Here is a 25,034-nt window from a genome sequence, read left to right on the forward strand (position 1 = left end):
GTGCGTCTTGTCGATCACCCGCGACCTGAGCGACTCCAGTTCGAGCCCGTGTTCCATGAGCGACTGGGCGGCCACGCCCTCACCCTCGCGGATCAGGCCGAGCAGGATGTGCTCGGTGCCGATGTAGTTGTGGGCGAGCTGCAGCGCCTCGCGCAGCGACAGCTCCAGCACCTTCTTGGCGCGCGGGGTGAAGGGGATGTGGCCGGCGGGCGGCTTCTCGCCCTCGCCGACCTTCTCGTGCACGGTCGCGCGCAGCGCCTCGATCTCGGCGCCGCTCTCGCGCAGCACGATGGCGGCGATGCCCTCGCCCTCGTGGATGAGGCCGAGCAGGATGTGCTCGGTGCCGATGTAGTGGTGGTTCATCATCCGCGCCTCCTCCTGGGCGAGGACGACGACGCGGCGCGCGCGGTCGGTGAAACGCTCGAACAAGGGGGGCCTCCGTCCGGCGGTTGGCTGCACTCCACTATGCGCTACAAAGAGCGCCAATTGGGGTAATTGACAAGTGTGGATCTTGACGAGATCGCCGACCGGCTCTACGCGCTGGCCCCGGCCGAGTTCACCGCCGCCCGCGAGGCCGAGGCGCGCGCCGCCAAGGAGGCGGGCGACGTGCCGCTGTCGCGGGCCGTGGCCAAGCTGCGCAAGCCGACCGTCTCCGCCTGGGCGGTGAACCAGGCGGCCAGGAACCATCGCAAGGAGCTGGACGAGCTGCTGGCGCTCGGCGAGGAGTTGCGCGCGGCCTGGCAGGCGCAGGACGCCGACGCGCTGGCCGAGCTGACCAAGCGCAGGGTCAAGGTGACGGCGAAGGTGTCCAAGCTGGTCAGGGCCGGGCTGTCGGCCGCTGCCGCGACCGAGGTGGACCAGACGCTGGACGCGGCCACCGTGGACGCCGAGGCGGCCGAGCAGGTACGGCAGGGCCGCCTGGCCAAGCCGCTCAGCTACAGCGGCTTCGCCCCCGCCCCGATCCCGCGCATCAGGCCGGAGAAGAAGCCCGGCCCCACCGAGGTGGACGAGGCGAGGCGCGCCAAGGAGCGCGAGGAGGCCGAGGCCGCCTACCAGGAGTGGCGCGACGCGCTGGCGGCAGCCGTACAGGAACAGCAGGAACGCGCCGAGAAGGCGGCCAGGCTGGAGCGCAAGCTCACCAAGGCGCGCAAGAAGCTCGCCGAGGCCGACCAGCGGGTCGAGGTCACCAAACGCGAGGAGCGGCACGCTCGACAGCGGCTGGAGAAGACGCGGTAGGGTGTACGAAACGGTTTCGTACACCTGGAGGGCCAGTGAGTAGTACAGCCATCGTCACCGGAGCCAACAGCGGGATCGGCCTGCCGACCGCGATCGCGCTGGCCCAGCACGGCATGCGCGTCGTGGTGGCCTCCAGGTCGACGGAGAAGGGCGAGGCGGCCGCCGCGCACATCAGGACCAGGGCGCCGGGCGCCGAGGTCGTCTTCAGCCGCCTCGACCTCGCCGACCTGTCCTCGGTGCGGGAGTTCGCCTCCGGCGTGGAGGAGGTGCGCCTGCTCGTCAACAACGCGGGCATCGGCATGATCCCGCGCGGCGAGACCAAGGACGGCTTCGAGCTCCAGTTCGGCACCAACCACCTGGGGCACTTCGCGCTGACCGGGCTGCTGCTCCCGCTGCTGCTGAAGAGTCCGGGCGCGCGGGTGATCAACGTGTCGAGCGACGCGCACAAGATGGGCAGGCTCGACTTCGGCAACCTGGGCCTGGAGAAGGGCTACGGCCGGATGAGCTCCTACGGCCGCTCCAAGCTGGCCAACCTGCTGTTCACCTACGAGCTGAAGCGCAAGGCGGACAGGGCGGGCGCCGACCTGCTCACCGCGGCCACCCACCCGGGAGCCACGGCGACCAACTTCTTCAACCTCGGCCCCTTCAACTTCCTCACGAAGCTGTTCCTGCACTCGGCCGAGGCGGGCGCGGTGCCGTCCGTGCACGCGGCGCTGTCGTCCGACGTGCGCGGAGGGGAGTTCTTCGGCCCCAAGAAGCAGCTGCTCACCCCGTCGAAGGACGCGCGGTCGCCGGAGCTCGCGGCGCGGCTGTGGGAGGTGTCCACCGAGCTCACCGGCGTACGATTCGACGAGATCGCCTAACGCAAGGGACGTGCACGTGGCTCCACTCGACCCGGACCGGGAGCGCGCCATCCTCGACGCGACGCTCGAACTGCTGTCGGAGGTGGGCTACGACCGGATGTCGGTCGACCAGATCGCCAAGCGGGCCAAAGCCAGCAAGGCCACCATCTATCGGCGCTGGCCGGGCAAGCCCGAGCTGGTCGTCGACGTCATCTGCCGCCGCTTCGACATGGACATCCCGCAGTCCGACGACACCGGCAGCCTGGCCGGCGACCTGGCCTCGGTGGTCGGCGGCCTGTGCGGGGCCGTCGAGCGCAAGCACAGCCTGATCATGGGGCTGTCGTCCACGCTCGTCTCGCACCAGGAGCTGGCGCGCACGCTGCGCGAGCACATGCCGTCCAAGGACCTGAGCGGTACGGCCGCGCTCCTGGACCGGGCGGTGGCCCGCGGCGAGCTGACCGGTCCCGTCGACGCGGGCAAGGTCTTCACCATCGCCGAGGCGCTGGTGTGGCACCGCATGATCTTCATCGGCCCGCCGTTCGACGCGGCGTTCGTGACGGAGTCCGTCGAGGACGTCCTGCTCCCGCTGGTGCGCGCCTGGGCGGTGTGAGACGCCGGTGAGCGGCCCATGAGACGCCGGGGCCGCACGCTGGAGCCATGACACGCGAACTGATCACGGCCTGCGTCCTGGCCCTCTCCCTGGCGGCCTGCTCCGGCACGGCCACCACCTCTGGCGAGCGCCCGGCACAGGCGGCGGGCCAGAAGAGCGCCGAGCAGAACGGCGCCCCCGACGCGTTCTGCGGCGCGGCGCTCGAAAAGGGCAAGACCGTGCTGGGCGACCTCGGGCAGCCGGGCACCACGCACATGAAGGCCCTGGCCAAGGCTTGGGGAGAGCTCGCTGACGAGGCCCCGGCCGAGATCCGCGCCGACGTCGCCCAGATCGCCGCCGCCTTCGCCGCCCTCAGCGAGGCCAAGGGCCAGACCGCCGAGCTGGAGAAGCAGATGACCTCGATCGTCGAGCCTCTGGACCGGTACAAGGCCTGGGGCGAGAAGCACTGCCAGGGGTTCTAGCGGGTGGCGTGCGCGAGGTGCGCGGCGACCGGGAACCCCTCTTCCGCGTACGGCGAGGCCAGCAGGTCATAGGCGCTCCGCACCCGCGCCGCGTCCGCCTCGGAAAGCGAGGCCAGCGCCCCGAACCGCGGCCCACCTGCGGCGATGACCCCGTTCCACCACTCGTCCAGGTCGACGTGGTGCCGCCACCGCATCGTGTCCACCCCGGCGCCGGAGAAGCCCGCCTCCTTCAGCGCGGCGGCGAGGACGCGCGGCTCGGCGAAGGCGCGCACCGGCCGCTCGTACGGCAGCCCGGCCGCCAGCATCGCCTCGCCGATCACCCCGGTGGCGTGCATCTCATCGCTCTTCCACCAGCTCAGCGCCAGCGTGCCGCCAGGTCGCAGCACCCGGCGCAGCTCCTCCAGCGCGGCAGGAACGTCCTCGACGTGGTTGATGACGAAGTTGCCCGCCACCGCGTCGAACGCCTCGTCGGGGAAGGGCAGCTCGGGCAGCGCCGCCAGGCGCACGTCGGCGTGCGGGTGGCGGCGGGCGAGGTGCTCCAGCATGCCGAGGTCGGCGTCCACCGCGGTGACCTCCGCGCCGAGCGCGAGCGCCGCCCCGGTCACGACGCCGGTGCCGCAGCCGACGTCGAGCAGGCGCTGCGCCCGGCTCTTGCTGACCAGGTTGAGGAGCGGGTCGACGGTGCGCGCGGTGAGCAGGGCGAAACACCGCTCGTAGGCCTCAGCGTTCAAACCTAACACCTTTATGTGAAATTTCAGGGTTCTGACTGTCCTGCGGGCAATCCGGGTGCTTATCGTCTCAGCCATGACGATCGACACCTTCATCGACGCCCTGCCCAAGGTGGAACTCCACGTGCACCTCATCGGCTCCGCCTCGGTGCCGACGGTGCTGGAGCTGGCCGGGCGGCACCCCGACGGCGGCGTGCCCACGGGCGAGGAGGAGCTGCGCGCCTTCTACACCTTCCGCGACTTCACCGACTTCGCCCGCGTCTACCAGAAGGTCAACGCCCTGGTCCGCGAGCCCGAGGACGTCGCCACCCTGGTGACCGGCTACGCCCGCGACCTCGCCGCGCAGAACGGCCGCTACGTCGAGCTGCAGGTCACCCCGTACGCCCACCACGTGGCCGGGATCCCGATGCGCGCGGTCACCGAGGCGCTCGACCTCGCCGCCCGAGCCGCCTTCGACGACCACGGCGTGCGGATGGCCTACATCTTCGACATTCCAGGCGAGTACGGCGAGGAGGCGGCCAGGATCACCGTCGAGCACGCTCTGGAGGAACCTCCCGCCGCATTGGTAGGTTTCGGGCTGGCCGGTATCGAGCAGCACCGCCCCGCCTACCGCGACGTGTTCCGCTCCGCCTTCGACGCGGCCCGCGCGGCCGGGCTGCACAGCCTGCCGCACGCGGGCGAGATGACCGGCCCCGAGACGATCTGGGAGTCCGTCGAGGCGCTGGGCGCCGAGCGCCTGGCGCACGGCATCTCCTGCCTGGACGACGCCCGGCTGGTCGCGCACCTGCGTGAGCGGCAGATCCCACTCGACGTCTGCCCGACGTCCAACGTGTGCACCGGGCAGGTCGGGCGGATCGAGGACCACCCGCTGCCCCGGCTGCTCCAGGAGGGGCTGTTCGTCACGATCAACAGCGACGACCCGCCGATGTTCGCCACCACGCTGGCCGACGAGTACCGGGTCGCGGCGCGCGTGGCCGGGCTGGGCAGGGCGGAGCTCGCCACGCTCGCGGGCAACGCCGTACAGGCCTCCTATCTGGCCGAGGAGGAGAAGAAGGCGCTCATCGCCGAGATCGAGTCCCTGGTGTGAGCAGGAACCTGGTCAGGGCGGTCAGGGCCACCGCGCCGGCGGCGCCCAGCGGGACGGCGACGTTCGCGGGCAGGGCCGGCAGGGCGGTCACCGCCAGGGCGAGCAGGCCCGACCCGAGCACGACGGAGCCCGCCCTGAGCGCCCACCCGCCGAGCGCGGCGGCAGGGACGCCGGTGGACAGCGGCAGCCGGGCCGCCAGCGCCGCGGCGCTGTGCTGCAGGTAGAGCAGCGCTCCGACGGCGAAGCCGGTCAGCGGGTCCGGCGGGTAGCTGTAGGCGACCGGCCCGACCAGCCACAGCAGGACGGCTGCGCCCATGCACACCCCGACGGCCCCGGACCTCGGCAGCGCGGCGGCGAGCACGGCCAGCCCGACCGCGACCATCGGCCACACCACCCCGTCCGCGTACGCCGGAGGCAGTGCGAGCAGGACGGCCAGCCCACCCGGCACCGCGACCGCCGCACGCAACGCCGCAGCGGCGGGCAGCACCCGGCGGAACGGCGCGGCGGTCATCGGGCGGCCGGAGTCGCGTCGCACGTCGGGGGCGCTCATCGGGCGACCCGGGCCGCGTCGCGCAGGATGGCGTCGAGGCTGCCCGCCCCGCGCCACACCTCCACCGGAACCCCGGCCTCGCGCAGCCGTCCGATCACGTTGTCCCGCTCGATCCGCCACAGCCGCTCGGCCAGCCGCGCCGTCGCGCCGTCGCCGGGCACCGGCTGGCCGGGCGGCAGCGTGTCCACGGCGACGAGCGCGCGGCGCGAGCGGGCCAGGACGGCGAGCGCCATGGAGCTGCGCTCGTCGACCAGCGGCGTCAGCACCACGATCAGCCCGGCCCGCGTGACGAGACCGCTGGCCAGCAGCCGCTCGCGGGACTCCTCGCCCAGCCCGGCCGCCTGCCGTACCCCGGCCAGCCACTGCAGGGCGGCCAGGTAGTGACGCCGCCCGGTCCCGGGGCGCAGCCTGCGCGGGCGTCCCAGCTCCACGATCGCTACCCGGTCGCCCTGGTGCGTGTAGTGCTCGGTGATCGCGGCGGCGGCGCGCACGGCCGCGTCCAGCGCGCTCTCCTCGCCGCCGACCCCGCCGGACTCGCCCACCTCGGTCAGCACGTCGAGCAGGATCACCACCTCGGTGTCGCGCTCCGACAACATCGCGTTCACGTGCGCCTGCCCGGTGCGTACCGTCGTGCGCCAGTTGATCCGCCGCAGCCGGTCGCCCGGCTGGAACGGGCGCACCCCGGACAGCTCGCCGTTCTCGCCTGGACGCCGCGAGCGGTGCACGCCCGACATCCCGGTCGCGTCCGGCAGCCCGACCCGCGAGGAGAACCCGGGCGCTGACGGGAGGGCGGCCACCTGGCGGGCGGTCGCGACCTGCACGCTGTGCTCCAGCAACCCGTCGGCCGCGAAGACGCTCGCCAGCGCAGGGCCGAGCTCGTGCACGCCCCACCGCGTTGCCGTGTAGCCGAGGGCCGCGCCGCCCCTGCTGTGCGGGGGGAGCTCGAGCAGCAGGTGGCGGGAGCCGTACCTGGGGTGCAGGAAGCGGTCGGAGCGCGGGCTGAGCACGCACATGACCGGAGCGGGGCCCGGGTTGGTCACCGTGAGCCTGGCGTCGACCGGCCCGCCCTCGACCACGGAGCCCGAGCCGAGCTCCAGCTCGGCCACCGGGTCGCCGCCCGGCCTGGACAGCAGCGCCGCCGCTGTGCCCAGCGCGAAGGGGATCGCCAGGAGCAGCAGGTCGACGCGGCCGAACAGCAGCGCGGCCACCGGCAGCGCCGCGCTCATCACGATCGCGCGCCACAACGCGGGCGCGGCGGCCCAGCCGGACTTCATCGGCTGTAGGACGGGAGCTTGCCGGAGGCCGGAGCGGCCACCGACGCGCACACCTCCGCGATCACGGCCCCTGGTTCCGTACGGCGCAGCCAGGCCTCCGGCATGAGGCTCAGCCGGTGCGCCAGCGCGGGCCCGGCCATCCGCTTGACGTCCTCGGGCGTCACGAAGTCGCGCCCGGCCAGCACAGCCGCCGCCCTGGAGGTCAGCAGCAGCGCGAGCGAGCCGCGCGGCGACGCGCCGACCTGCACCTGCGGGTGCGTCCTCGTGGCCGCGGCCAGCTCGACCATGTACCGGCCGACGCTGTCGTCGACGGCGACGTCCTCCAGAGCCCGCTGCATGGCGACGAGCGTGGCGGCGTCCACGACGGGTTCGAGCACGCTGTCCTCCTGGCGGCGCTCCATCCTGCGCCGCAGGACCGTCCACTCGTCCTCGCGCGAGGGGTAGCCGAAGGAGACGCGCAGGAGGAACCGGTCGAGCTGGGCCTCGGGCAGCGGGTAGGTGCCCTCGTGCTCGATGGGGTTGGCGGTGGCCAGCACGTGGAACGGCGCGGTCAGCGGGTGCGTGACGCCCTCGACGCTGACCTGCCGCTCCTGCATCGCCTCCAGCAGCGCGGACTGCGTCTTGGGCGGGGTGCGGTTGATCTCGTCGGCCAGCAGCAGGTCGGTGAAGACCGGGCCTGGACGGAAGTCGAAGTCGCCGGTGCGCTGGTTGTACAGGAACGATCCGGTCACGTCGGCAGGCAGCAGGTCCGGGGTGAACTGCAGGCGGCGGAAGCCCAGCCCGAGCGTCTGCGCGAAGCACCGCGCCGTCAGCGTCTTGGCCAGGCCGGGAAAGTCCTCCAGCAGCACGTGCCCGCCGGCGAGGATGCCCGCGAGCACCGTTTCCAGCGCCTCGCGCTTGCCGACGACGACCGTCTCGATCCGGTCGAGCACGGTCCTGGCGAGCCCGCCGACCTCGGTCAGTTCCATCTAGATCCCCTCGATGCGTGCGATGAGCTCGTCCAGCCGCGCCGCCGTCGGCACTACAGGAGCGGGTACGGTCACCAGATCGTGCAGGTCGTCGCCGAGGATGCGCCTGGCCTCGGGCGAGTCGAGCCCGACCCCGTGCCGCTGGCGCAGCCGCTCGGCCACGGTGGCCGACAGCCGCACCTGTACGGAGTTGCGGAACCGCTCGGGGTCCGCGCGCCCCGCCTCCAGCCTGCGCTGCCACATGCCGAGGTCGGCCACGCCCGCACCGTCGTTCACCGGCGGCCTGGAGCGCGGGCTGTCGTGTCCGGGCTCCGGCCGCATGGACCTGGCCAGCCACGTGACGAGCGTGGCCGCCAGCGTCAGCAGCGCCGCCTGCCAGCCGTCGATGCGCAGCCCGAGCGGCGGCAGGACGGCGGGCGCCGCGACATAGGCGACGGCGGCGAGCGCGACCCCGAGGAGGATTCCCCTCACGAGGTCACCCGCAGCCGGGCGTCGATGTCGGTCAGCGCGCGCCTGGCCGAGGCTCGGTGCTCCTCGGTGATGTCGTGCGGGGAGTAGCGGGCCAGCTCGTATGTCTCGGCCAGCCCTGCCCCGTCGACACCGTGCGCCTCCAGCAGCCTGGAGACGAAGTCGGTGGGGGAGTCGCTGGCCAGGCGCGGCGTCCCGGCGGTCGCGGCCACCCGCTCCAGCCGCAGCCAGCAGGCGATCACCGCGCGGCGCGGGTCGCCCGCCTCGTCGAGGTCGGCCAGCGCGGCCAGGACGGCGGCGCGCACCTGCTCGGTCTCACGACCGCCGCCGCCCGGTGGCAACGGCGTGACCCGGCCGTAGGCGCCCTGCCCGGAGTTCTCCAGCAGCCACCTGGCCAGCCTGGCGGCCAGGTAGAGGACCACGAGGGCGCCGAGCGCCATGGCCAGCATCCGCACCCAGAACGAGGCCCGGTCGAGGACCGGCACGGCCTCCGGCTCCGGTTCGAGGGTGAGCTGCGGGGTCGGCGCGACAGCGCTGGGCGGCGTGGCGAGGGGGACGGCCTCCACCTGGTCCTGCGGCGGTATGGGCCCGACCTGGATCCCACCGGCGTTCGCCCCCAGCGCCACCGCGATCAGCGCACCCGCGACGAGGGCGAGCAGCAGCCACCTACGCCCCAACGATTCTCCCCATAAAAGGAACTATGTCAGGAGAAATCGCCCAGCCTCAAGGGGAGGCGATCCGGCCGAGGCCCGGCGGGATCTTGGAAGCCGACGCGCGATCCAGCAGGAACAGCGTGCGCTGCCTGCCTCTGGCGCCCGCAGCGGGCACCTGCACCGGGCCGGAGTCCGACAGCGCCAGCCGTACCGCGCCCGACTTCTCCTCGCCCGCCGCCACGACCCACACCTCGCGGGCCGCCTGGATGGTCGGCAGCGTCAGCGAGACGCGGGTGGGCGGCGGCTTCGGCGAGCCGTGCACGGCCACCACGGGCCTGGTGTCGTAGAGCGCGGGCTGGCCGGGGAACAGCGAGGCCACGTGCGCGTCGGGGCCCATGCCGAGCAGCATCACGTCGAACGACGGCACCGGGCCGTGGTCCTCCGGCCTGGCCGCCTTGCGCAGCTCCTCGGCGTACGCCTCGGCCGAGTCCTCGACCGACAGGCCGGAGTCCGGCCCCCGCATGACGTGCACGCGGGCCGGGTCGAGGTCGACGTGGTCGAGCAGCGCCTTGCGCGCGCCCGTCTCGTTGCGCTCAGGGTCGCCGGTCGGCAGGTAACGCTCGTCGCCCCACCACAGGTCGAGCTTGCGCCAGTCGACGGCGTCGCGCGCCGGGGTCGCGGCGATCGCGGCCAGCGTCGCGATGCCGACCGTGCCCCCGGTCAGGACCAGGTGCGCCGAGCCCTTGGCGGACTGCGCGTCGACCAGGCGGGTGATGATGCGCGCCGCGACGGCCTTGGCCAGGACGTCGGCGTCGCGGTGGACAACTACGTTCGGAACACTCACGAGCTCACTCTTTCACGCTGCACGCGAAGGGGCCGCGCGGCACTCCGCGCGGCCCCTTCTGTGACGAATCAGGCCTTGTAGGTCTTGGCCAGCCGCTTGAGCGCGGCCGCGTAGATCTCGTCGGGGTCCAGCCTGCGCAGCTCCTCGGCCAGCAGCTCCGAGGTGTGCCGCCGGGCCAGCGCCACGTGCCGGTCCGGCTGACCAGGGCGGATCAGCGTGGCCAGCCTGGCGTCGCTGCGCGCGACCGTCAGCTCGCCGCCCTCGGCCAGCGACAGCCGTACCGACGTCAGGCCGGGGCCGTTGGAGTCTGCCACCTTGAACGGCGCGCCGAGCCGCTCGGTCAGCCACGCCGCCAGCAGCGGCGCGCTCGCGTTGCCCGCGGCCGCCTCCACGACGCCCTTCTTGATCTTGCCCACCGGCTGGTCGAACGCCGCTGCCAGCAGGCTGCGCCACGGCGTCAGCCGCGCCCACGCCAGGTCGGTGTCGCCCGGCGCGTAGCCCTTGGCCCGGCTCGCCAGCGTCCTGATGCCGTCGGGGACGGCCTTGGCGTCGGTGAGCCTGCGCTGCGCCAGAGCGCCGATCGGGTCCTCCGACGGCACCGTCGGCGCCTCGCCCGGCCACCACGCCACCACCGGGGTGTCGGGCAGCAGCAGCGGGCTCACCACCGAGTCGGCGTGCGCGGTCAGCTCGCCGTACAGGCGCAGCACGACCACCTCGCCCGGCGTCGACTCCCCGATGCGCAGCTCGGCGTCGAGCCGGTTGGCCTCGTCGGTCTCCCGGTTGATCACCACGAGGATGCGCGAGGGGTGCTCGCGCGCCGCCTCGGTGGCCGCGCGCACCGCGTCGTACTGGTCGCGCTCGTCGGTCACCACGACCAGCGTCAGCACCATCCCGACCGCGGGCGCGCCCATCTGGTGGCGCAGGTGCGTGAGCTGCGCGGAGATCTTCCCCGCGGTCGTGTCCGTCAACATGAACGACGTCATCAGAGCCTCCGCCACTTGCGGCCGTCGCGGGCCATCATCTCGTCAGCGGACGGCGGGCCCCACGTGCCCGCCGGGTAGTCCTCCGGCTGGCCCTGCGTGGCCCAGAAGTCCTCGATCGGGTCGAGGATCTTCCACGACAGCTCCACCTCGCGCTGGTGCGGGAAGAGCGGCGGGTCGCCGATCATCACGTCCAGCAGCAGCCGCTCGTAGGCCTCAGGCGACGACTCCATGAACGACTCGCCGTAGGCGAAGTCCATGGACACGTCGCGCACCTCCATCGCGGTGCCCGGCACCTTGGAGCCGAACCGCACCGTGATGCCCTCGTCCGGCTGCACCCTGATCACCAGGGCGTTCTGCCCCAGGATCTCGGTGTCGTCCTTGCTGAACGGCAGGTGCGGCGCGCGCTGGAACACCACGGCCACTTCGGTGACGCGGCGGCCCAGCCGCTTGCCGGTGCGCAGGTAGAACGGCACGCCCGCCCAGCGGCGGTTGGCGATCTCCAGCTTGATGGCCGCGTAGGTCTCGGTCATGGAGTCGGCGGGGATGCCCTCCTCCTCCAGGTACCCGACGACCTTCTCGCCGCCCTGCCAGCCCGCCGCGTACTTGCCGCGCGCGGTGTTCTCGCCGAGGTCGGCCGGCAACCGTACGGCCTTGAGGACCTTCTCCTTCTCCCTGCGCAGCGCCGAGGCGTCGAAGGAGGTCGGGTCCTCCATCGCCACCAGGGCGAGCAGCTGCAGCAGGTGGTTCTGGATCACGTCGCGGGCCGCGCCGATGCCGTCGTAGTAACCCGCGCGACCGGCCAGGCCGATGTCCTCGGCCATGGTGATCTGCACGTGGTCGACGTAGGAGCGGTTCCAGATCGGCTCGTAGAGGTTGTTGGCGAACCTCAGGGCCATGATGTTCTGGACGGTCTCCTTGCCCAGGTAGTGGTCGATCCGGAAGATCGACGACTCGGGGAAGGCCTCGTTGGTGATCTCGTTCAGCTCGTGCGCGCTCTTCAGGTCGTGACCGAACGGCTTCTCGATCACCACCCGCCGCCACGAACCGTCGGGCGCGTCGGCCAGCCCGGTCCGCTTGAGCTGCTTGACCACGGTCGGGAAGAACTTCGGCGGCACCGACAGGTAGTAGGCGTAGTTGCCGCCCGTACCGCGGGTCTCGTCGATCTCCTTCAGCGCCATGGCCAGCGCGTCGAACGCGCCGTCGTCGGAGAACTCGCCGGGCACGAAGTGGATGCCCTCGGCGAGCTGCTTCCAGACCTCCTCGCGGAACGGCGTCCGCGCGTGCGCCTTGACGGCGTCATGGGTGAGCTGCGCGAAGTCCTGGTGGGCCCAGTCGCGCCTGGCGAACCCGACCAGCGAGAAACCGGGCGGCAGCAGCCCCCGGTTGGCCAGGTCGTAGATCGCCGGGAGCAGCTTGCGCTTGGCCAGGTCCCCCGTCACGCCGAACAGCACGAGCACGCACGGACCGGCCACCCGGGGGAGGCGCTTGTCACGTGGGTCGCGCAGGGGGTTGGCTGCCGCCACCTCCAGCGTGGTGGCGGTGCCCGCGACGGCCGCGGCCACGGTGGCCGCCTCCTCCGCGGGTGCTGCCGGTTCCGTCATGGTTCAGACCTCCTGTGCCGCGGCGAGCAGATGCGCGACGCCCGCCGCCCGGTCAGTCAAGTGCAGTCGTACGGCCGGCCGCCCGCGCGAGGTGAGCGCCCCGAGGTCGCCGAGCGCCTGGGCCAGCTGCAGCCTGCCCAGCGTGTACGGCTTGCCCGGCACCTCGACGTCGCCTTCGAGCGCGCCGGTGATGAGGAGGAACACCCCGTCCTGCGGGCCGCCCTTGTGGTACTGCCCCGTGGAGTGCAGGAAGCGCGGCCCCCACCCGAAGGTGACGGGCCGCTCGGTGCGCATCGCCAGCAGCGCGCGCAGCGTCGCCGGGTCGGCGGCCATCCAGGCGTCGGTCATCTCCTCGAAGTCGGCGCCCTCCCTGACCGGGGCGTCGAAGGCCGACAGCCGGTCGAGGTAGGCCATCACCGCGAGGTAGCCGTGCTCGGGCACGGCGTCGAGCAGGTGGTCGAGGACCTCGGACAGGTCCTTGCCCTGGACGTCGCCGTACACCTCGACGGGACCGTCGACCAGTGCGGGCGTGCCGACCGGCAGCTCTCCCGCACCGAGCAGCGCGCTGGTGTTGTCCTTGGACTCGGTGACGTTCGGCTGGTCGAACGGGTCGATCTCCAGCAGCCGCCCGGCCAGGGCCGTGGCGTACTCCCAGACGAGGAACTGCGCGCCGAGCGGGCCGTCGACCCGCACGTCGCCGTTGTCGGACTCGATGGCCACGATCAGTTCGTCGCGCGCCCCGCGCGGCTCGGCGTCGACCACCGGCAGGATGCCCTTGCCGTGCTTGCCCGTCGACTCGGCGACGAGCTGCTCGATCCAGTCGGGCAGGCCGTTGATCTCCGAGAGCTGGTCCTCCAGGATCAGCTTGTTCCGACCGGCCAGCGCGCACCCGCCGAGCACGGCGCCCAGGGCCAGCCCCGGGTTGCCCTCGTCGAGCGCCAGCAGCGGCGCCACCTCGGCTGCCTCGTCGAGCAGCCGCTCGACGTCGACGCCGGCCAGCGCGCTGGGCACCAGGCCGAACGCCGACAGCGCCGAGTAGCGCCCGCCCACGTTCGGGTCGGCCAGCAGCACCGGGTAGCCCGCCTCAGCGGCGACCTGCTCCAGCGGCGAGCCGGGGTCGGTGACGACCACGATGCGGTCGGCCGGGTCGATGCCCGCGTCCCTGAACGCCTGCTCGTAGATGCGGCGGTGGCTGTCGGTCTCGACGGTGCCGCCCGACTTGCTGGCGATGACCACGATCGTGTTCTCGATGCGCTCGTCCAGCGCCCGCCGTACCTGGCCGGGGTCGGTCGTGTCGAGCACGGTCAGCGGGACGTCGGCGGTCGCGCAGATGACCTCGGGGGCCAGCGACGAGCCGCCCATGCCGGCCAGCACCACGTGGTCGAGGCTCTCCGCCCTGGCCCGCTCCACGAGCTTGCCCAGCTCGGGCAGCAGCTCGCGCGAGGTGAGCGGCAGCCCGAGCCAGCCGAGGCGGACGGCCGCCTCGGCCTCGGCGTCCGGCCCCCACAGCGTGGGGTCACCGGCCGCCAGCTTCGCCGGCACGCCGTCGGCGACGAGCCGGCCGGCCGCGGAGGCGGCGGCCTCGGCCGCCGCCTCGTCGCGGTAGGTCACCTCCATCAGACGACCAGCTTCTTGCTGATGGTCTCCAGGAGGTCGTTCCAGGACGCCTCGAACTTCTCCACGCCCTCGTCCTCGAGCACCTTCACGACGTCGTCGTAGTCGATGCCCGCGTCCTTGAGCGCAGCCATGGTGTTCCACGCCTGCTCGTAGAACGGGCGGATGGTGTCACCGGTGATGTTGGCGACCTCGGCGGTGGCGTCGAGCGTCTTCTCCGGCATCGTGTTGACCGTGCCGGAGGCGACGAGCTCGTCGACGTACATCGTCGGGGAGTAGTCGGGGTTCTTGACGCCGGTGGAGGCCCACAGCGGGCGCTGCGGGCGGGCGCCGGCGGCCTTGAGCCGCTGCCAGCGCTCGGAGTTCATGACCTCCTCGAAGGCGGCGTAGGCCAGGCGCGCGTTGGCCACGCCCGCCTTGCCCTTGAGCTCCGGCTTGCCCAGCGCGTCGAGGCGCTTGTCGATCTCGGTGTCGACGCGGCTGACGAAGAACGACGCCACGGACTCGATCGTCGACAGGTCCAGCCCCTTGGCCTGCGCGGCCTCCAGACCGGCGAGCCAGGCGTCCATGACCTGGCGGTAACGCTCCAGCGAGAAGATCAGCGTGACGTTGACGCTGATGCCCTCGGCGATCGCCTGGGTGATCGCGGGCAGGCCCTCGACCGTCGCCGGGATCTTGATCAGCAGGTTCGGCCGGTCGACCGCCCACCACAGGAAGCGCGCCTCGGCGATGGTCTTCTCTGTCTCGCGCGCCAGGCGCGGGTCGACCTCCAGGGACACCCGGCCGTCGACGCCGTTGGTGGCGTCGAAGACGGGGCGGAACACGTCGCAGCCCCAGCGGATGTCGTAGGTGGTGATGGCGCGTACGGCTTCGCCGACGTCCACCCCGCGCACGGCCAGGTCGTGCAGCTGCGCGTCGTAGGCGTCGCCCTTGCTGAGCGCGCCCTGGAAGATCGTCGGGTTGGAGGTGACCCCCACCACGTTCTTCTCGCGGATCAGCTGCTCAAGGTTGCCCGTGCGCAGCCGCTCCCGGCTGATGTCGTCGAGCCAGATGGACACGCCCTGGCCGGACAGCTTCTTGAGGTTCTCGCTCATCTCAGTTTCCCGTCGTCTCGCCCTTGTCGTGGCCGAGCTTGGCGAGGCTGGCCTTGGCCGCCACCGCCACGCGCTCGGCCGTCAGGCCGAACTGCTCGTACAGCGTCTTGTATGGTGCGGAAGCGCCGAAGTGCTCAAGGCTCACCACTTCGCCCGCATCTCCGACGAACTCCCGCCAGCCCAGCGCGATTCCCGCCTCGACGGCGACGCGGGCCTTGACGGAGGGCGGCAGGACCGTCTGGCGGTAAGCGGAGTCCTGCCCCTGGAACCACTCGACACACGGCATCGACACCACGCGGGTCGGGATCCCCTCGGCTTCGAGGATCTCGCGGGCGTTCACCGCGATCTCGACCTCGCTGCCGGTGCCGATGATGACGACCTCCGGCTGGCCGCCGGTCGCCTCCCTCAGCACGTAGCCGCCCTTGGCGACCTTGTCGGCGTCCGTGCCCTCGTAGACCGGCAGGTTCTGCCTGGTCAGCGAGAGCGCGGCCGGGCGGTCGTTGTGCTCCAGCACGGCCTTCCACGCGGCGGCCGTCTCGTTGGCGTCGGCGGGACGGACCACGTCGAGGCCGGGGATCGCGCGCAGCGCCCACAGGTGCTCGACCGGCTGGTGCGTCGGGCCGTCCTCGCCCAGGCCGATGGAGTCGTGCGTCCACACGTAGGTGACCGGCAGCTTCATCAGCGCCGCCAGCCGTACGGCCGGCCGCATGTAGTCGGAGAAGACCAGGAACGTGCCGCCGTAGGGCCGGGTGCCGCCGTGCAGCGCGATGCCGTTGAGAATCGCGCCCATGCCGTGCTCGCGGATGCCGAAGTGCAGCGTGCGGCCGAAGCGGTTACCCGGGAACTCCTTGGTCTGGTACTCCTCGGGGATGAAGGACGGCTCGCCCTTCATCGTGGTGTTGTTGGAGCCCGCGAGGTCGGCAGAGCCGCCCCACAGCTCGGGCAGCACCCGCGACAGCGCGTTCAGCGTCTCGCCGGAGGCGACGCGGGTCGCGACGGAGGCGCCCACCTCGAACTCGGGCAGCGCGGTCGCCCAGTCGGCCGGCAGCTCGCGCCGGGAGATGCGGTCGAACTCGGCGGCGCGCTCCGGGTTGGCCAGGCGCCAGGCGTCGTAGCCCACGTTCCACGCGGCGCGGGCCGCGTGGCCGCGCGCCACGATCTCGCGCGCGTGGTCGAGCACGTCCGCCGGGACGTCGAAGGACTTGGCCGGGTCCATGCCCAGCACCTTCTTCGTCGCGGCGACCTCGTCGGCGCCCAGCGCGGAGCCGTGGATCTTGCCGGTGTTCTGCTTGTTCGGCGCGGGCCAGCCGATGATCGTGCGCAGCCGGATGAACGACGGCCGGTCGGTCTCGGCGCGCGCGGCCTCCAGCGCGGCGTGCAGGGCCTGGACGTCCTCGACGTACTCGCCGGTCCGGGTCCAGTCGACGGTCTGGGTGTGCCAGCCGTACGCCTCGTAGCGCTTGACGACGTCCTCGGACAGGGCGATCTGCGTGTCGTCCTCGATCGAGATGTGGTTGGAGTCGAAGACGACGGTCAGGTTGCCCAGCTTCTGGTGCCCGGCAAGCGCGCTGACCTCGTGGCTGATGCCCTCCTCGATGTCACCCTCGGAGGCGATGCACCAGATGTGGTGGTCGAAGGGGCTCTGACCGGGAGCGGCGTCCGGGTCGAACAGTCCGCGCTCGCGGCGGGCGGCCATCGCCATGCCCACGGCGTTGCCGATGCCCTGGCCGAGCGGGCCGGTCGTGGTCTCCACGCCCGGGGTGTGCCCGTGCTCGGGGTGACCCGGCGTCAGGCTCTCCCACTGGCGCAGCGCCTTGAGGTCGTCAAGGGTGAGGCCGTAGCCCGACAGGTAGAGCTGGATGTACAGGGTCAGGCTGGAGTGACCGCACGAGAGGACGAAACGGTCACGGCCCGCCCACGTCGGGTCGCTGGGGTCGTGGCGCATCGTCCGCTGGAAGAGCAGGTAAGCGGCGGGCGCCAGACTCATCGCGGTGCCCGGGTGACCCGAGCCCGCCTTCTCCACTGCGTCCATGGCAAGGGCTCGGACGACGTCGACCGCCTGCTTGTCGAGGTCGGTCCATTCAAAGGTGGTCAACTGCTCGATCTCCGGAATCTCGATGTTCATGGGTCTTGCTTACTCGGCTTTCCCGCCCACACCGACCCTAACTGAGTCGACCATGCCAGAGCTGACCAACCCGCTGGCTGGACCGACCACCGCTGCGACTACAGTTTGTCTATTCGCAGGAGACGTTAAGTCTTGCAGCCCTACTTCTGAGGTTACGCGTTGACTCCGCAGCAGCTGGAAGCGCCTTGACGGTGCTCACGAACAGGCAGACGACGGCTCCGGCCGCACCCGGCCAGGCGCCGCGCTCGCTGGGCGCCATCGTCAAGTCCTACGTCGCGCTGACCAAGCCGCGGGTCATCGAACTCCTGCTCATCACCACCCTGCCGGTGATGTTCCTGGCAGCGGACGGGTTGCCGCCGCTGTGGACGGCCCTGTCGGTCATGGTGTTCGGCACCCTGTCGGCGGGCAGCGCCAACGCGCTCAACTGCTACATCGACCGCGACATCGACGTGAAGATGCGCCGCACGCGCAAGCGGCCGCTGGCCAGGCACCAGGTCTCGCCGCGCAACGCGCTCGTCTTCGGCATCGTCCTCGGAATTTTGTCGACAATTGGCCTGCTGGTAACCACCAACTGGCTCGCGGCGGCGCTGTCGACGGCGGCGATCCTGTTCTACGTCTTCGTCTACTCGATGTTCCTCAAGCGGCGCACGTCGCAGAACATCGTGTGGGGCGGCCTCGCGGGCTGCATGCCCGTGGTGATCGGCTGGTCGGGCATCACCGGCAGCCTCGACTGGGCGCCGCTGGTGCTGTTCGGGGTGGTGTTCTTCTGGACGCCGCCGCACACGTGGACGCTGGCGATGCGTTACAAGGAGGACTACGCGGCGGCCAAGATCCCGATGCTGCCCGTGGTGGCCACCGAGCGCCGGGTCGTGCTGGAGTCGATCGCCTACACCTGGGCGACGGTCGCGTGCTCGCTGCTGCTGTGGCCGGTGGCCGGGACCACGCTCATGTACCCGATCGTGGCGGCGCTGCTCGGCGTGATGTGCCTGTGGGAGGTCTACCGCCTCCTGGCCCGCCTCAACTCGGGCAAGACCGGCGTCGACCTGCGGCCGATGCGCTTCTTCCACTGGTCGAACGCCTATCTCGCGCTGCTGTTCCTGGCCGTGGCCATCGACCCGCTTCTGGCCTGAACCGGCTCGTGTCTGGGTACAGTCACTCCATGACGGCCCGTGATCCACGGTGGGTGTTCAAGGACCGCCCCTCGTTCGCCCTCATCATCGGGCTGGTTCTGACCGGAATCTGCGCACTTGTCTCGTTCTCTTTTGACGTGCTGAACGGCGAGCCGGTGCAGTTCTTCTTCGCCCTCGTGCTCGCCCTGGCGCCCGTGCCCGTCCTCCTGGCGGCGGTGCTGGCGCTCGACCGGATGGAGCCCGAGCCGCGCAGCAACCTCGTCTTCGCCTTCGCCTGGGGGGCGGGCGTCGCGGTGCTCGTGGCGGGCGTCGTCAACTCGCTCAACCTGCACTACATCCAGGGCGCCGCCGGGCTCGACCCGACGGCGGCGCGCAGCATCGCGGCCACCTTCGGCGCCCCGGTCGTCGAGGAGACGATGAAGGGCCTGGTCCTGCTCGGGCTGCTGCGCTTCAGGCGGGCCGAGCTCGACGGGCCGACCGACGGCATCATCTACGCCAGCATGGTCGGCCTCGGCTTCGCGATGAGCGAGAACGTCAGCTACTACATCGCCGCCCTCAATTCCGAGCAGGGCGTGCAGGGCCTGGCGGTGACGGTGGTGCTGCGCGGCATCCTGTCGCCGTTCGCGCACCCGCTGTTCACCTCGATGATCGGCGTGGCCGTCGCCTACGCGGCGCAGCGCAGCGGCTCCGAGCGGGTGTTCATCATCCTGGCCGGCTGGATCGGCGCGATGTTGCTGCACGGCATGTGGAACGGCCTGGCCTCGTGGGGCGGCTTCCCCGGTCTGGCCGTGGCGTACCTGACGCTGCTGGTGGTGCTGTGCGTGCTCATCGCGGTGGTCTTCCGCGACCGGCGGCGCATCGTGGCGCTCATCCAGCGCTACCTGCCGCCGTACGAGCCGACGGGGCTGGTGGACCGCATCGACATCGCCATGCTGTCGTCGCTGTCGCGGCGCAACAAGGCGCGCCAGTGGGCCAAGGCGCACGGTGGCAAGCGCGGGGCGCGGGCGATGAGCGACTACCAGCTCGCCGCGACCGAGCTGGGCCTGCTGCACGAGCGCGCGGCCCGCTCGATGATCGACGAGCAGACCTTCCACCAGGAGCAGCGGGCGCTGCTGGAGTGCATGAGCTCGGCGAAGTCCAACCTGCCGGTCAGCGCTGGGCGATGACGCGCTCCAGCGACGTCTCGCGGGGGCCGGGGAACGTGGGGTCGGAGCGCAGCACGACCGCGTCGGCGAAGCCCTTGGCCGCGGCGAAGAACTCGCGGGCCGCGTAGCTGTAGGTCGCGGTGGGCCACTGCCGGGTGGAGTCGTCGCCGACGCCCTCGGTCGCCAGCCCGGCCTTCCTGCACAGGGCGACGGCGCGTGGCAGGTGGAAGAGCTGGGTGACCACGGTGACACTGCCTGCGCCGAAGACCTTCCGTGCTCGTACGCAGGAGTCCCAGGTGTCGAAGCCCGCGTAGTCGAGGATCATCACCTGGGCGGGCACGCCCTTGGCCAGCAGGTAGTCGCGCATGGCGGTGGGCTCGTCGTAGTCCTTGCGGCTGTTGTCGCCGGACAGCAGGAGGGCCTTGACCTTGCCCGCGCGGTAGAGCTGGGCGGCGAGGTCGAGGCGGACGGCCAGCATCGGCGAGGGGTGGCCCGCGTAGAGCCCGGCGCCGAGGACCAGCGCGGCCTGCGTGGCGGGGACCTGCTGGAGCCAGCCGGGGGTGCCGGCGACGACGCGGTGGCCGGAGCTGTCGAGCCAGGCCCAGGTGAGCGGGGCGATCGCCAGCACGCTGAGCGCGACGAGCGCCTGGTAGAGCCGCCTAAGCCGCTTACGGGACAAATCACACCTCGGGCCGCGGTGGGGGAGTGGCCGACCTTTCCCCACATAGCCTGGCATACCGCCCCGCTCGGTGCGGGGAGGTCAGTGGGGGAGGGGGGCCAGCTCGCGTTCGACTGCCGCCGGGATCGGGCCTCTGGTGCGTACCGCGGTGGACAGGCGGAGGGCGGTGATCCACACCAGGGTGGAGCCGAGGACGTGCATGCCGACCAGGAAGGCGGGGACGGCGGTGAAGTACTGCACGTAGCCGATCAGGCCCTGGGCGAGCTCGACGCCGAGCAGGAGCAGGGCGGCTCGCCGTACGTGCCTGGGGGCGTCGGTGACGTGCAGGGCGAACAGCACCGCGAACGTCAGGCCGACCACGAGGAAGACGATGTCGGCGTGGAGGCGGGCCACGGACTCGATGTCGAAGCCGAACCTGCTGGCTCGCTCGTCGCCGGAGTGCGGCCCCGTGCCGGTGACCACGACGCCCGCGACGAGCAGCACGAAGACGGCGGGCACGAGGACCTGGGTGAGCCTTCTGATGTCGCGGTGCACGACGCGCTCCGCGGGGGCGTCGCCTTCGCTGGAGCGCGCGTAGAGCATCCAGGCGCCGGCGATGAGGCCGATGGAGATGAGGAAGTGCATGCTCACGGTGACCGGGTTCAGCATGGTACGGACCACCAGGCCGCCCCAGAGCGCCTGGGCGGTGATGCCGGCGGGCTGGAGCCAGGCGAGCTTGACCAGGGCGGGGCGGCGCGGCTTGAGCCGCATCGCGGCCAGCACGCATGCGGCGCCGACGGCGAGGACCAGGAAGGTGAGGAGGCGGTTGCCGAACTCCACGGCCATGGTCGCGGCCGACAGCTCGGGGTGGGCGACGGGGATGAAGCTGTCGGGGGTGCACTTGGGCCAGGTCGGGCAGCCGAGCCCGGACCCGGTCACGCGCACGGCCACGCCCGTGACCGTGATGCCCGCGTTGACGACGACCGCCGCCAGCGCCCAGCCCCTCATCGACCTCGCGGTCGGATACCAGAAGGACAGGAGGCGGCGGAGGTTGCTGTTCACGCCTTCATGGTAGGGGCGCAGGTCACCGGTCCCGCGACCGGCTCAGGACACCTTCCCGGGGCTGTGGGGTGTGAGGGGGTCAGGAGACTGTGACGCGGGGGTCGGCTATGACGTAGAGGACGTCGACCACCAGGTTGGCCAGCACCAGGAAGAACGCGCCCACCAGGGTGACGCCCAGCACCTGGGGGAGGTCGTTGCGGGCTATCGCGTCCACTGCGAACTTGCCGATCCCCGGCAAGGAGAAGGTGCTCTCCGTCAGGACGGCGCCGCCGAGGAGCAGGCCGACGTCCATCCCGAAGATGGTGACGATCGGGGTGATCGCGGCGCGCAGCCCGTGCCTGACGATCACGGTGCGTTCCGGCAAACCCTTGGCGCGGGCCGTACGGACGTAGTCCTCGCCCATCACCTCCAGCATCCCCGCACGCGTCAAACGCGCGTAGCTGGCGGCGTACAGGAAGGCCAGGGTCACCCACGGGAGGATCAGGTTGTATGCCCACAGGAAAGGGTTGGTGGTGAAGTCTGACCAGCTGCCGCCTTCTGCGGTGATGCCGAGGGAGTAGCTGAAGACGGCCAAAGCCACCAGGCCCGTGAAGAAGATGGGTAATGAGACGCCGCCCAGTGCCACGGTCATCGCCGCCCGGTCGAAGAACGTTCCTCGGCGCAGCGCGGACAGGACGCCGGTCGCCACCCCCGCGAGCAACCACAGGGACGACGCCCCGACCACCAGGGACAGCGTGACGGGGATGCGGTCGGCCAGGTCGGGCCAGACCGGCACCTGGCTGATGAAGGAGTAGCCGAAACAGGGCGCGGGGCAGTGCTCCACACCCGTCCCGTAGTCGTAGTCCGCCCCCGCGACGATCGCCTTGGCGAAGCGGCCGTACTGGGTGATCAGCGGGTCGTTGAAACCGAGCCGGTCCGCCACCGCCCTGATCGTCTGCGCGTCAGCCGACTTGCCGACGTAACGCGCCGCCAGGGCGTCGGTGCTGGACCCCGCCAGGCGAGGCACCAGGAAGAAGATCGCGAAGGTGGCGATGCTCACCACGACGAGCATCAGGAGGGCTCCCGCCACACGGCGGACAATGAAGGTGATCATGTGCGCGAACCGGGGATCCTGGACGGAAGGGGTGGGACCGCCCAGGACCCCCGGTGTCTCCCTTCCTTACTTACTCCACACCCATCGCCAGGTAGTCGTAGTGGCCGAAGGCGTCGTTGACGAAGACGTTCGTCACGCCCTTGCCGCGGTACAGCAGGACCTTGCGCCAGGCGCCAGGGATCACGAACGCCTCGTCCATGATCTGCTTGTCGATCCGCGCCCACAGCCCGTCCCGCTTGGCGTTGTCGACCTCGGCGAGCGCCTCGTCGACCAGCCCGTCCACGGTGTCGCTGCGGATGCTGAGGTTGGTGTTGCCGCCGCCGGGCAGGATGAGCCTGCTGTCGACGAGCTGCTGCAGGCAGCCGAACCCGTCGAACCAGTCGCACGTCCAGGCCATGGCCAGCAGGCCGAGCCCGTTCTGCTTGGCGAACGGCGGGTTGCCCGCGTACTGGGCGAAGTAGTCGCCCGCCGGATACGACTTGAGCGTCAGCTTGATGCCGACCCTGGCCAGCGCCTGCTGGGTGGCCTCGGCCGCCGCCTTCTCCTTGGGCCGCTCGCCGCGGTAGGCCATGGCCATCTCGAAGCCGTCCGGCTTGCCGCACTTGGCCAGGTGCTCCCTGGCCTTGGCCACGTCGCCGTGCTGGTCGGCGCCCGCCGGGTAGACGTCGGTGCGGGTGTAGCCGGGGATGCCGGGCATGAGCAGGCTCGTGGCGATCTGCCCACCGGCCACCTCGCCGCCGACGGCGGTCTGCCAGGCCAGCTTGTCCTGGGCGTAGATCACCGCCTTGCGGCAGTCGAGGTTGTCCAGCGGCGGGACCTGCGAGTTGACCGCCACGTAGTTGACCGCCGCGACCCCCGGGTTGTCGGCGTTCGCGCGCATCTGCGGGTTGCCGAGGACCTTGCCCACGGCCGCCTGCTGCAGGCCGTTGCCCGAGATGTCGGCGTGCAGCGTCCCGGCCAGGACCCTGGCGTCCATGTCGTTGCCGTTGACCTTGAGCGCGACCTCGATGCGGTCGGGCAGCGCCTTGCGCCACGGGTCGGTCGCCGGGTCCCACTGGTCGTTGCGCACCAGCGTGTACTGCTTGCCCGGCTGCACGGTCTCGAACTTGTACGGTCCCGTCGCGACCGGGTGCTCGCGGTACTTGATCCCGGTGTCCTTGGCCTCGGGCACGGGCACGGTCTGCGGCAGCGCGGCGAAGTAGTCGAACCCGCCGTAGGGCTTCTTCAGGTGGAAGACGACCGTCCTGTCGTCCGGCGTCTCGATCGCCTTGGTGTCCTTGCCCTTGTCCTTGTACGGTCCCCGGTAGCCCTGCAGGTCGAGGAACGAGGCGAAGTAACGCGGCCCGTTGCGCAGGATCTCCGAGTCCGTGGAGCGCAGCACCGCGTACTTCACGTCCTTGGAGGTGACCGGGGTGCCGTCCTCGAACTTCACCCCCTCGCGCAGCCGGTAGGTCCACGTCTTGCCGCCGTCGCTGGACACGCCGGGCGCCTCGGCCAGGTCGGGCACGTGCTTGAGCCCGCCGCTGCCCGGCGCGGGCTGCGACATCATCAGGGCCCTGCCGTACAGCCTGGCGAAGTTCCAGGAGTAGCCGTAGTAGGTGTCGCCGGGGTCGAGGCTGTCCCAGTCGTCGGTGTTGGCCAGCCGCAGCGTGCCGCCCTTCTTGTCTGAAGGGTTGGTCACCTCGGTGAGCGCGGCGTTGAACTGCTCCGCCGCCTTGGCCTGCGGGGAGGCCTGCTTGGCGCCACCACCGCAGCCGGACACGGCCAGGGCGACGGCTGTCGCGGTTAATACGAGCTTTCTCATGCTTCTCCTTGGATCTCAGCGCGCCTTGGGGTCGAGCGCGTCGCGCAGCCCGTCGCCGAAGAGGTTGAAGCCCAGGACCGTGACGAAGATCGCCAAGCCTGGAAAGATCATGAAATGAGGGGAGATGGTGTAGAAGTTCACCGCGTCGGCCAGCATCCCGCCCCAGGTCGGCGTGGGTGGCCGCACCCCGACGCCCAGGAAGGACAGCCCCGCTTCGAGCAGGATGTTGGTCGGGATCAGCAGCGTGAAGTAGATGAGGATCGGCGCCGCCAGGTTCGGCAGGATCTCCCTGACGATGATGTACGGCGCGCCCGCCCCGAGGCTGCGAGCCGCCTCGACGTACTCGCGGCCGCGGATGGACAGCGTCTGCCCGCGGATGATGCGCCCCACGTACGGCCAGCTGAAGAAGCCGATGATGACCACCAGCAGCGCCATGCGCAGGGTGTCGCCGCTGAGCCCGAAGGCGTGGTCGGGGATCACGCCCACGAGCGCGATCGCGAACACGAGCAGCGGGAAGGCCAGGAACACGTCCATCGCCTTGCTGACCACCAGATCCACCCAGCCGCCGAAATATCCGGCGACCAGCCCCGCCGCCGTCCCGATGACCAGCGACAGCGCCGTGGCGAGGAACGCGATCAGCAGCGAGACGCGCGAGCCGTACATGATGCGGCTGAACAGGTCGCGGCCGTTGACCGGTTCGACGCCGAACAGGAACTCCCTGCTGATGCCGCCGAAGGCGGCCTTGGGCGCCAGGAGCGTCTGGTCGATCTGGTCGCCGTGGAACTCGTTGGGCGGGTGGCCCAGCAGCGCCACGATCGCCGGGGCGAACACCGACCCCAGCACGAGCAGCGCCACGACGCCCGCGCCGGCCATGGCCACGCGATCGCGCCGCAGCCTGGAAAGGGCGATCCGCCCCAGCGACCTGCCTTCGACGACCATGCGGGAAGCGTGCCGCCAGGCGGCTCTGAGCAGCCACGATTTCGTTTGCGCTTAATGGTCACGAG

General features: G+C 71.3%; 24 protein-coding genes and 1 pseudogene. 7 read left to right on the forward strand and 18 right to left on the reverse strand.

Features of this window, described 5'->3' with window-relative positions:
* Window positions 1-56 precede the first annotated feature (56 nt).
* Window positions 57-429 (reverse strand): annotated as a pseudogene (locus tag ACIBG8_RS00260) (Clp protease N-terminal domain-containing protein); the annotation flags it as partial.
* A 75-nt stretch (window positions 430-504) separates the two neighbouring features.
* Here ACIBG8_RS00260 and ACIBG8_RS00265 point away from each other — a divergent pair.
* From ACIBG8_RS00265 to ACIBG8_RS00280, 4 genes are read left to right on the forward strand one after another with little or no spacing between them, the layout of a single operon-like run.
* The gene (locus tag ACIBG8_RS00265) at window positions 505-1,236 is read left to right on the forward strand and encodes a hypothetical protein (RefSeq protein WP_397340209.1); all 732 of its coding nucleotides are present in this window, start codon (window positions 505-507) and stop codon (window positions 1,234-1,236) included.
* A 35-nt stretch (window positions 1,237-1,271) separates the two neighbouring features.
* On the forward strand, window positions 1,272-2,099 hold the full coding sequence (locus ACIBG8_RS00270; protein ID WP_397340211.1) for an oxidoreductase: 828 nt from the start codon (window positions 1,272-1,274) through the stop codon (window positions 2,097-2,099).
* Between the two features lie 16 nt (window positions 2,100-2,115).
* Window positions 2,116-2,688, forward strand: a complete 573-nt coding sequence (locus tag ACIBG8_RS00275) for a TetR/AcrR family transcriptional regulator (RefSeq protein ID WP_397340213.1) — start codon at window positions 2,116-2,118, stop codon at window positions 2,686-2,688.
* Between the two features lie 47 nt (window positions 2,689-2,735).
* Window positions 2,736-3,149, forward strand: coding sequence for a hypothetical protein (locus tag ACIBG8_RS00280; protein ID WP_397340214.1), 414 nt, complete (start codon window positions 2,736-2,738; stop codon window positions 3,147-3,149).
* On the opposite strand, the gene ACIBG8_RS00285 is transcribed toward ACIBG8_RS00280, so the two are convergent.
* On the reverse strand, window positions 3,146-3,880 hold the full coding sequence (locus ACIBG8_RS00285; RefSeq protein WP_397340215.1) for a class I SAM-dependent methyltransferase: 735 nt from the start codon (window positions 3,878-3,880) through the stop codon (window positions 3,146-3,148). The two genes, ACIBG8_RS00280 and ACIBG8_RS00285, sit on opposite strands and share 4 nt — an antisense overlap.
* Window positions 3,881-3,953: 73 nt before the next feature.
* Here ACIBG8_RS00285 and add point away from each other — a divergent pair, with 73 nt between their 5' ends.
* Window positions 3,954-4,964 carry an adenosine deaminase gene (add, locus tag ACIBG8_RS00290; protein ID WP_397340216.1) on the forward strand — a complete coding sequence of 337 codons (1,011 nt, stop codon included), beginning with the start codon at window positions 3,954-3,956 and terminating at the stop codon, window positions 4,962-4,964.
* On the opposite strand, the gene ACIBG8_RS00295 is transcribed toward add, so the two are convergent.
* From ACIBG8_RS00295 to tkt, 11 genes are all read right to left on the reverse strand, one after another.
* A complete protein-coding gene (locus ACIBG8_RS00295) occupies window positions 4,936-5,514 on the reverse strand; it encodes a hypothetical protein (protein ID WP_397340218.1) in 579 nt (192 codons plus the stop codon). The two genes, add and ACIBG8_RS00295, sit on opposite strands and share 29 nt — an antisense overlap.
* Entirely contained in the window at window positions 5,511-6,788 is a 1,278-nt protein-coding gene (locus tag ACIBG8_RS00300; protein ID WP_397340220.1) for a DUF58 domain-containing protein, read from the reverse strand. The genes ACIBG8_RS00295 and ACIBG8_RS00300 overlap by 4 nt, the downstream gene beginning before the upstream one ends.
* Window positions 6,785-7,756: an AAA family ATPase gene (locus tag ACIBG8_RS00305; RefSeq protein WP_397340221.1), complete on the reverse strand. Its 972-nt coding sequence runs from the start codon at window positions 7,754-7,756 to the stop codon at window positions 6,785-6,787. The genes ACIBG8_RS00300 and ACIBG8_RS00305 overlap by 4 nt, the downstream gene beginning before the upstream one ends.
* Window positions 7,757-8,227 carry a hypothetical protein gene (locus ACIBG8_RS00310; RefSeq protein ID WP_397340223.1) on the reverse strand — a complete coding sequence of 157 codons (471 nt, stop codon included), beginning with the start codon at window positions 8,225-8,227 and terminating at the stop codon, window positions 7,757-7,759. It lies immediately after the preceding gene.
* Window positions 8,224-8,901, reverse strand: coding sequence for a DUF4129 domain-containing protein (locus tag ACIBG8_RS00315; RefSeq protein ID WP_397340224.1), 678 nt, complete (start codon window positions 8,899-8,901; stop codon window positions 8,224-8,226). Before ACIBG8_RS00315 ends, ACIBG8_RS00310 begins: the two co-directional genes overlap by 4 nt.
* Before the next feature lie 46 nt (window positions 8,902-8,947).
* Window positions 8,948-9,721 (reverse strand): 6-phosphogluconolactonase, encoded by a 774-nt coding sequence (pgl, locus tag ACIBG8_RS00320; RefSeq protein ID WP_397340225.1) that lies wholly within the window; start codon window positions 9,719-9,721, stop codon window positions 8,948-8,950.
* Between the two features lie 68 nt (window positions 9,722-9,789).
* Window positions 9,790-10,704, reverse strand: coding sequence for a glucose-6-phosphate dehydrogenase assembly protein OpcA (opcA, locus tag ACIBG8_RS00325; protein WP_397340226.1), 915 nt, complete (start codon window positions 10,702-10,704; stop codon window positions 9,790-9,792).
* Window positions 10,704-12,305 (reverse strand): glucose-6-phosphate dehydrogenase, encoded by a 1,602-nt coding sequence (zwf, locus tag ACIBG8_RS00330; protein WP_397340227.1) that lies wholly within the window; start codon window positions 12,303-12,305, stop codon window positions 10,704-10,706. The genes opcA and zwf overlap by 1 nt, the downstream gene beginning before the upstream one ends.
* 3 nt (window positions 12,306-12,308) lie before the next feature.
* Entirely contained in the window at window positions 12,309-13,922 is a 1,614-nt protein-coding gene (locus tag ACIBG8_RS00335) for a glucose-6-phosphate isomerase (protein WP_397340228.1), read from the reverse strand.
* Window positions 13,922-15,013 (reverse strand): transaldolase, encoded by a 1,092-nt coding sequence (gene tal / locus ACIBG8_RS00340; RefSeq protein ID WP_397340229.1) that lies wholly within the window; start codon window positions 15,011-15,013, stop codon window positions 13,922-13,924. Before tal ends, ACIBG8_RS00335 begins: the two co-directional genes overlap by 1 nt.
* 1 nt (window position 15,014) lies before the next feature.
* On the reverse strand, window positions 15,015-17,138 hold the full coding sequence (tkt, locus tag ACIBG8_RS00345; protein WP_397340230.1) for a transketolase: 2,124 nt from the start codon (window positions 17,136-17,138) through the stop codon (window positions 15,015-15,017).
* 185 nt (window positions 17,139-17,323) lie between these two features.
* Here tkt and ACIBG8_RS00350 point away from each other — a divergent pair, with 185 nt between their 5' ends.
* Window positions 17,324-18,268: a heme o synthase gene (locus tag ACIBG8_RS00350; protein WP_397340232.1), complete on the forward strand. Its 945-nt coding sequence runs from the start codon at window positions 17,324-17,326 to the stop codon at window positions 18,266-18,268.
* Between the two features lie 29 nt (window positions 18,269-18,297).
* Entirely contained in the window at window positions 18,298-19,434 is a 1,137-nt protein-coding gene (locus ACIBG8_RS00355; protein WP_397340234.1) for a PrsW family intramembrane metalloprotease, read from the forward strand.
* Here the strand turns inward: ACIBG8_RS00355 and ACIBG8_RS00360 are convergent.
* The 5 genes from ACIBG8_RS00360 to ACIBG8_RS00380 form a co-directional block, all read right to left on the reverse strand.
* The gene (locus ACIBG8_RS00360) at window positions 19,418-20,092 is read right to left on the reverse strand and encodes a vancomycin high temperature exclusion protein (protein WP_397340235.1); all 675 of its coding nucleotides are present in this window, start codon (window positions 20,090-20,092) and stop codon (window positions 19,418-19,420) included. The two genes, ACIBG8_RS00355 and ACIBG8_RS00360, sit on opposite strands and share 17 nt — an antisense overlap.
* An 81-nt stretch (window positions 20,093-20,173) precedes the next feature.
* Window positions 20,174-21,133: a heme A synthase gene (locus ACIBG8_RS00365; RefSeq protein ID WP_397340236.1), complete on the reverse strand. Its 960-nt coding sequence runs from the start codon at window positions 21,131-21,133 to the stop codon at window positions 20,174-20,176.
* A 79-nt stretch (window positions 21,134-21,212) separates the two neighbouring features.
* A complete protein-coding gene (locus ACIBG8_RS00370) occupies window positions 21,213-22,226 on the reverse strand; it encodes an ABC transporter permease (protein WP_397340238.1) in 1,014 nt (337 codons plus the stop codon).
* A 70-nt stretch (window positions 22,227-22,296) separates the two neighbouring features.
* On the reverse strand, window positions 22,297-24,030 hold the full coding sequence (locus tag ACIBG8_RS00375; RefSeq protein ID WP_397340239.1) for an ABC transporter substrate-binding protein: 1,734 nt from the start codon (window positions 24,028-24,030) through the stop codon (window positions 22,297-22,299).
* A gap of 15 nt (window positions 24,031-24,045) precedes the next feature.
* Window positions 24,046-24,969, reverse strand: coding sequence for an ABC transporter permease (locus ACIBG8_RS00380; RefSeq protein WP_397340240.1), 924 nt, complete (start codon window positions 24,967-24,969; stop codon window positions 24,046-24,048).
* Window positions 24,970-25,034: the final 65 nt, after the last annotated feature.

The sequence above is a fragment of the Nonomuraea sp. NPDC050556 genome (genome assembly GCF_044457355.1).
Classification (GTDB): Bacteria; Actinomycetota; Actinomycetes; order Streptosporangiales; family Streptosporangiaceae; genus Nonomuraea.

Coding starts and splice junctions, on each gene's coding strand:
- ACIBG8_RS00280 (WP_397340214.1), top strand. CDS start 2,736: ATGACACGCGAACTGATCACGGCCTGCGTCCTGGCCCTCTCCCTGGCG.
- add (WP_397340216.1), top strand. CDS start 3,954: ATGACGATCGACACCTTCATCGACGCCCTGCCCAAGGTGGAACTCCAC.
- ACIBG8_RS00295 (WP_397340218.1), bottom strand. CDS start 5,514: ATGAGCGCCCCCGACGTGCGACGCGACTCCGGCCGCCCGATGACCGCC.
- ACIBG8_RS00300 (WP_397340220.1), bottom strand. CDS start 6,788: ATGAAGTCCGGCTGGGCCGCCGCGCCCGCGTTGTGGCGCGCGATCGTG.
- ACIBG8_RS00305 (WP_397340221.1), bottom strand. CDS start 7,756: ATGGAACTGACCGAGGTCGGCGGGCTCGCCAGGACCGTGCTCGACCGG.
- opcA (WP_397340226.1), bottom strand. CDS start 10,704: ATGACGTCGTTCATGTTGACGGACACGACCGCGGGGAAGATCTCCGCG.
- zwf (WP_397340227.1), bottom strand. CDS start 12,305: ATGACGGAACCGGCAGCACCCGCGGAGGAGGCGGCCACCGTGGCCGCG.
- ACIBG8_RS00335 (WP_397340228.1), bottom strand. CDS start 13,922: ATGGAGGTGACCTACCGCGACGAGGCGGCGGCCGAGGCCGCCGCCTCC.
- tal (WP_397340229.1), bottom strand. CDS start 15,013: ATGAGCGAGAACCTCAAGAAGCTGTCCGGCCAGGGCGTGTCCATCTGG.
- tkt (WP_397340230.1), bottom strand. CDS start 17,138: ATGAACATCGAGATTCCGGAGATCGAGCAGTTGACCACCTTTGAATGG.
- ACIBG8_RS00355 (WP_397340234.1), top strand. CDS start 18,298: ATGACGGCCCGTGATCCACGGTGGGTGTTCAAGGACCGCCCCTCGTTC.
- ACIBG8_RS00370 (WP_397340238.1), bottom strand. CDS start 22,226: ATGATCACCTTCATTGTCCGCCGTGTGGCGGGAGCCCTCCTGATGCTC.
- ACIBG8_RS00375 (WP_397340239.1), bottom strand. CDS start 24,030: ATGAGAAAGCTCGTATTAACCGCGACAGCCGTCGCCCTGGCCGTGTCC.
- ACIBG8_RS00380 (WP_397340240.1), bottom strand. CDS start 24,969: ATGGTCGTCGAAGGCAGGTCGCTGGGGCGGATCGCCCTTTCCAGGCTG.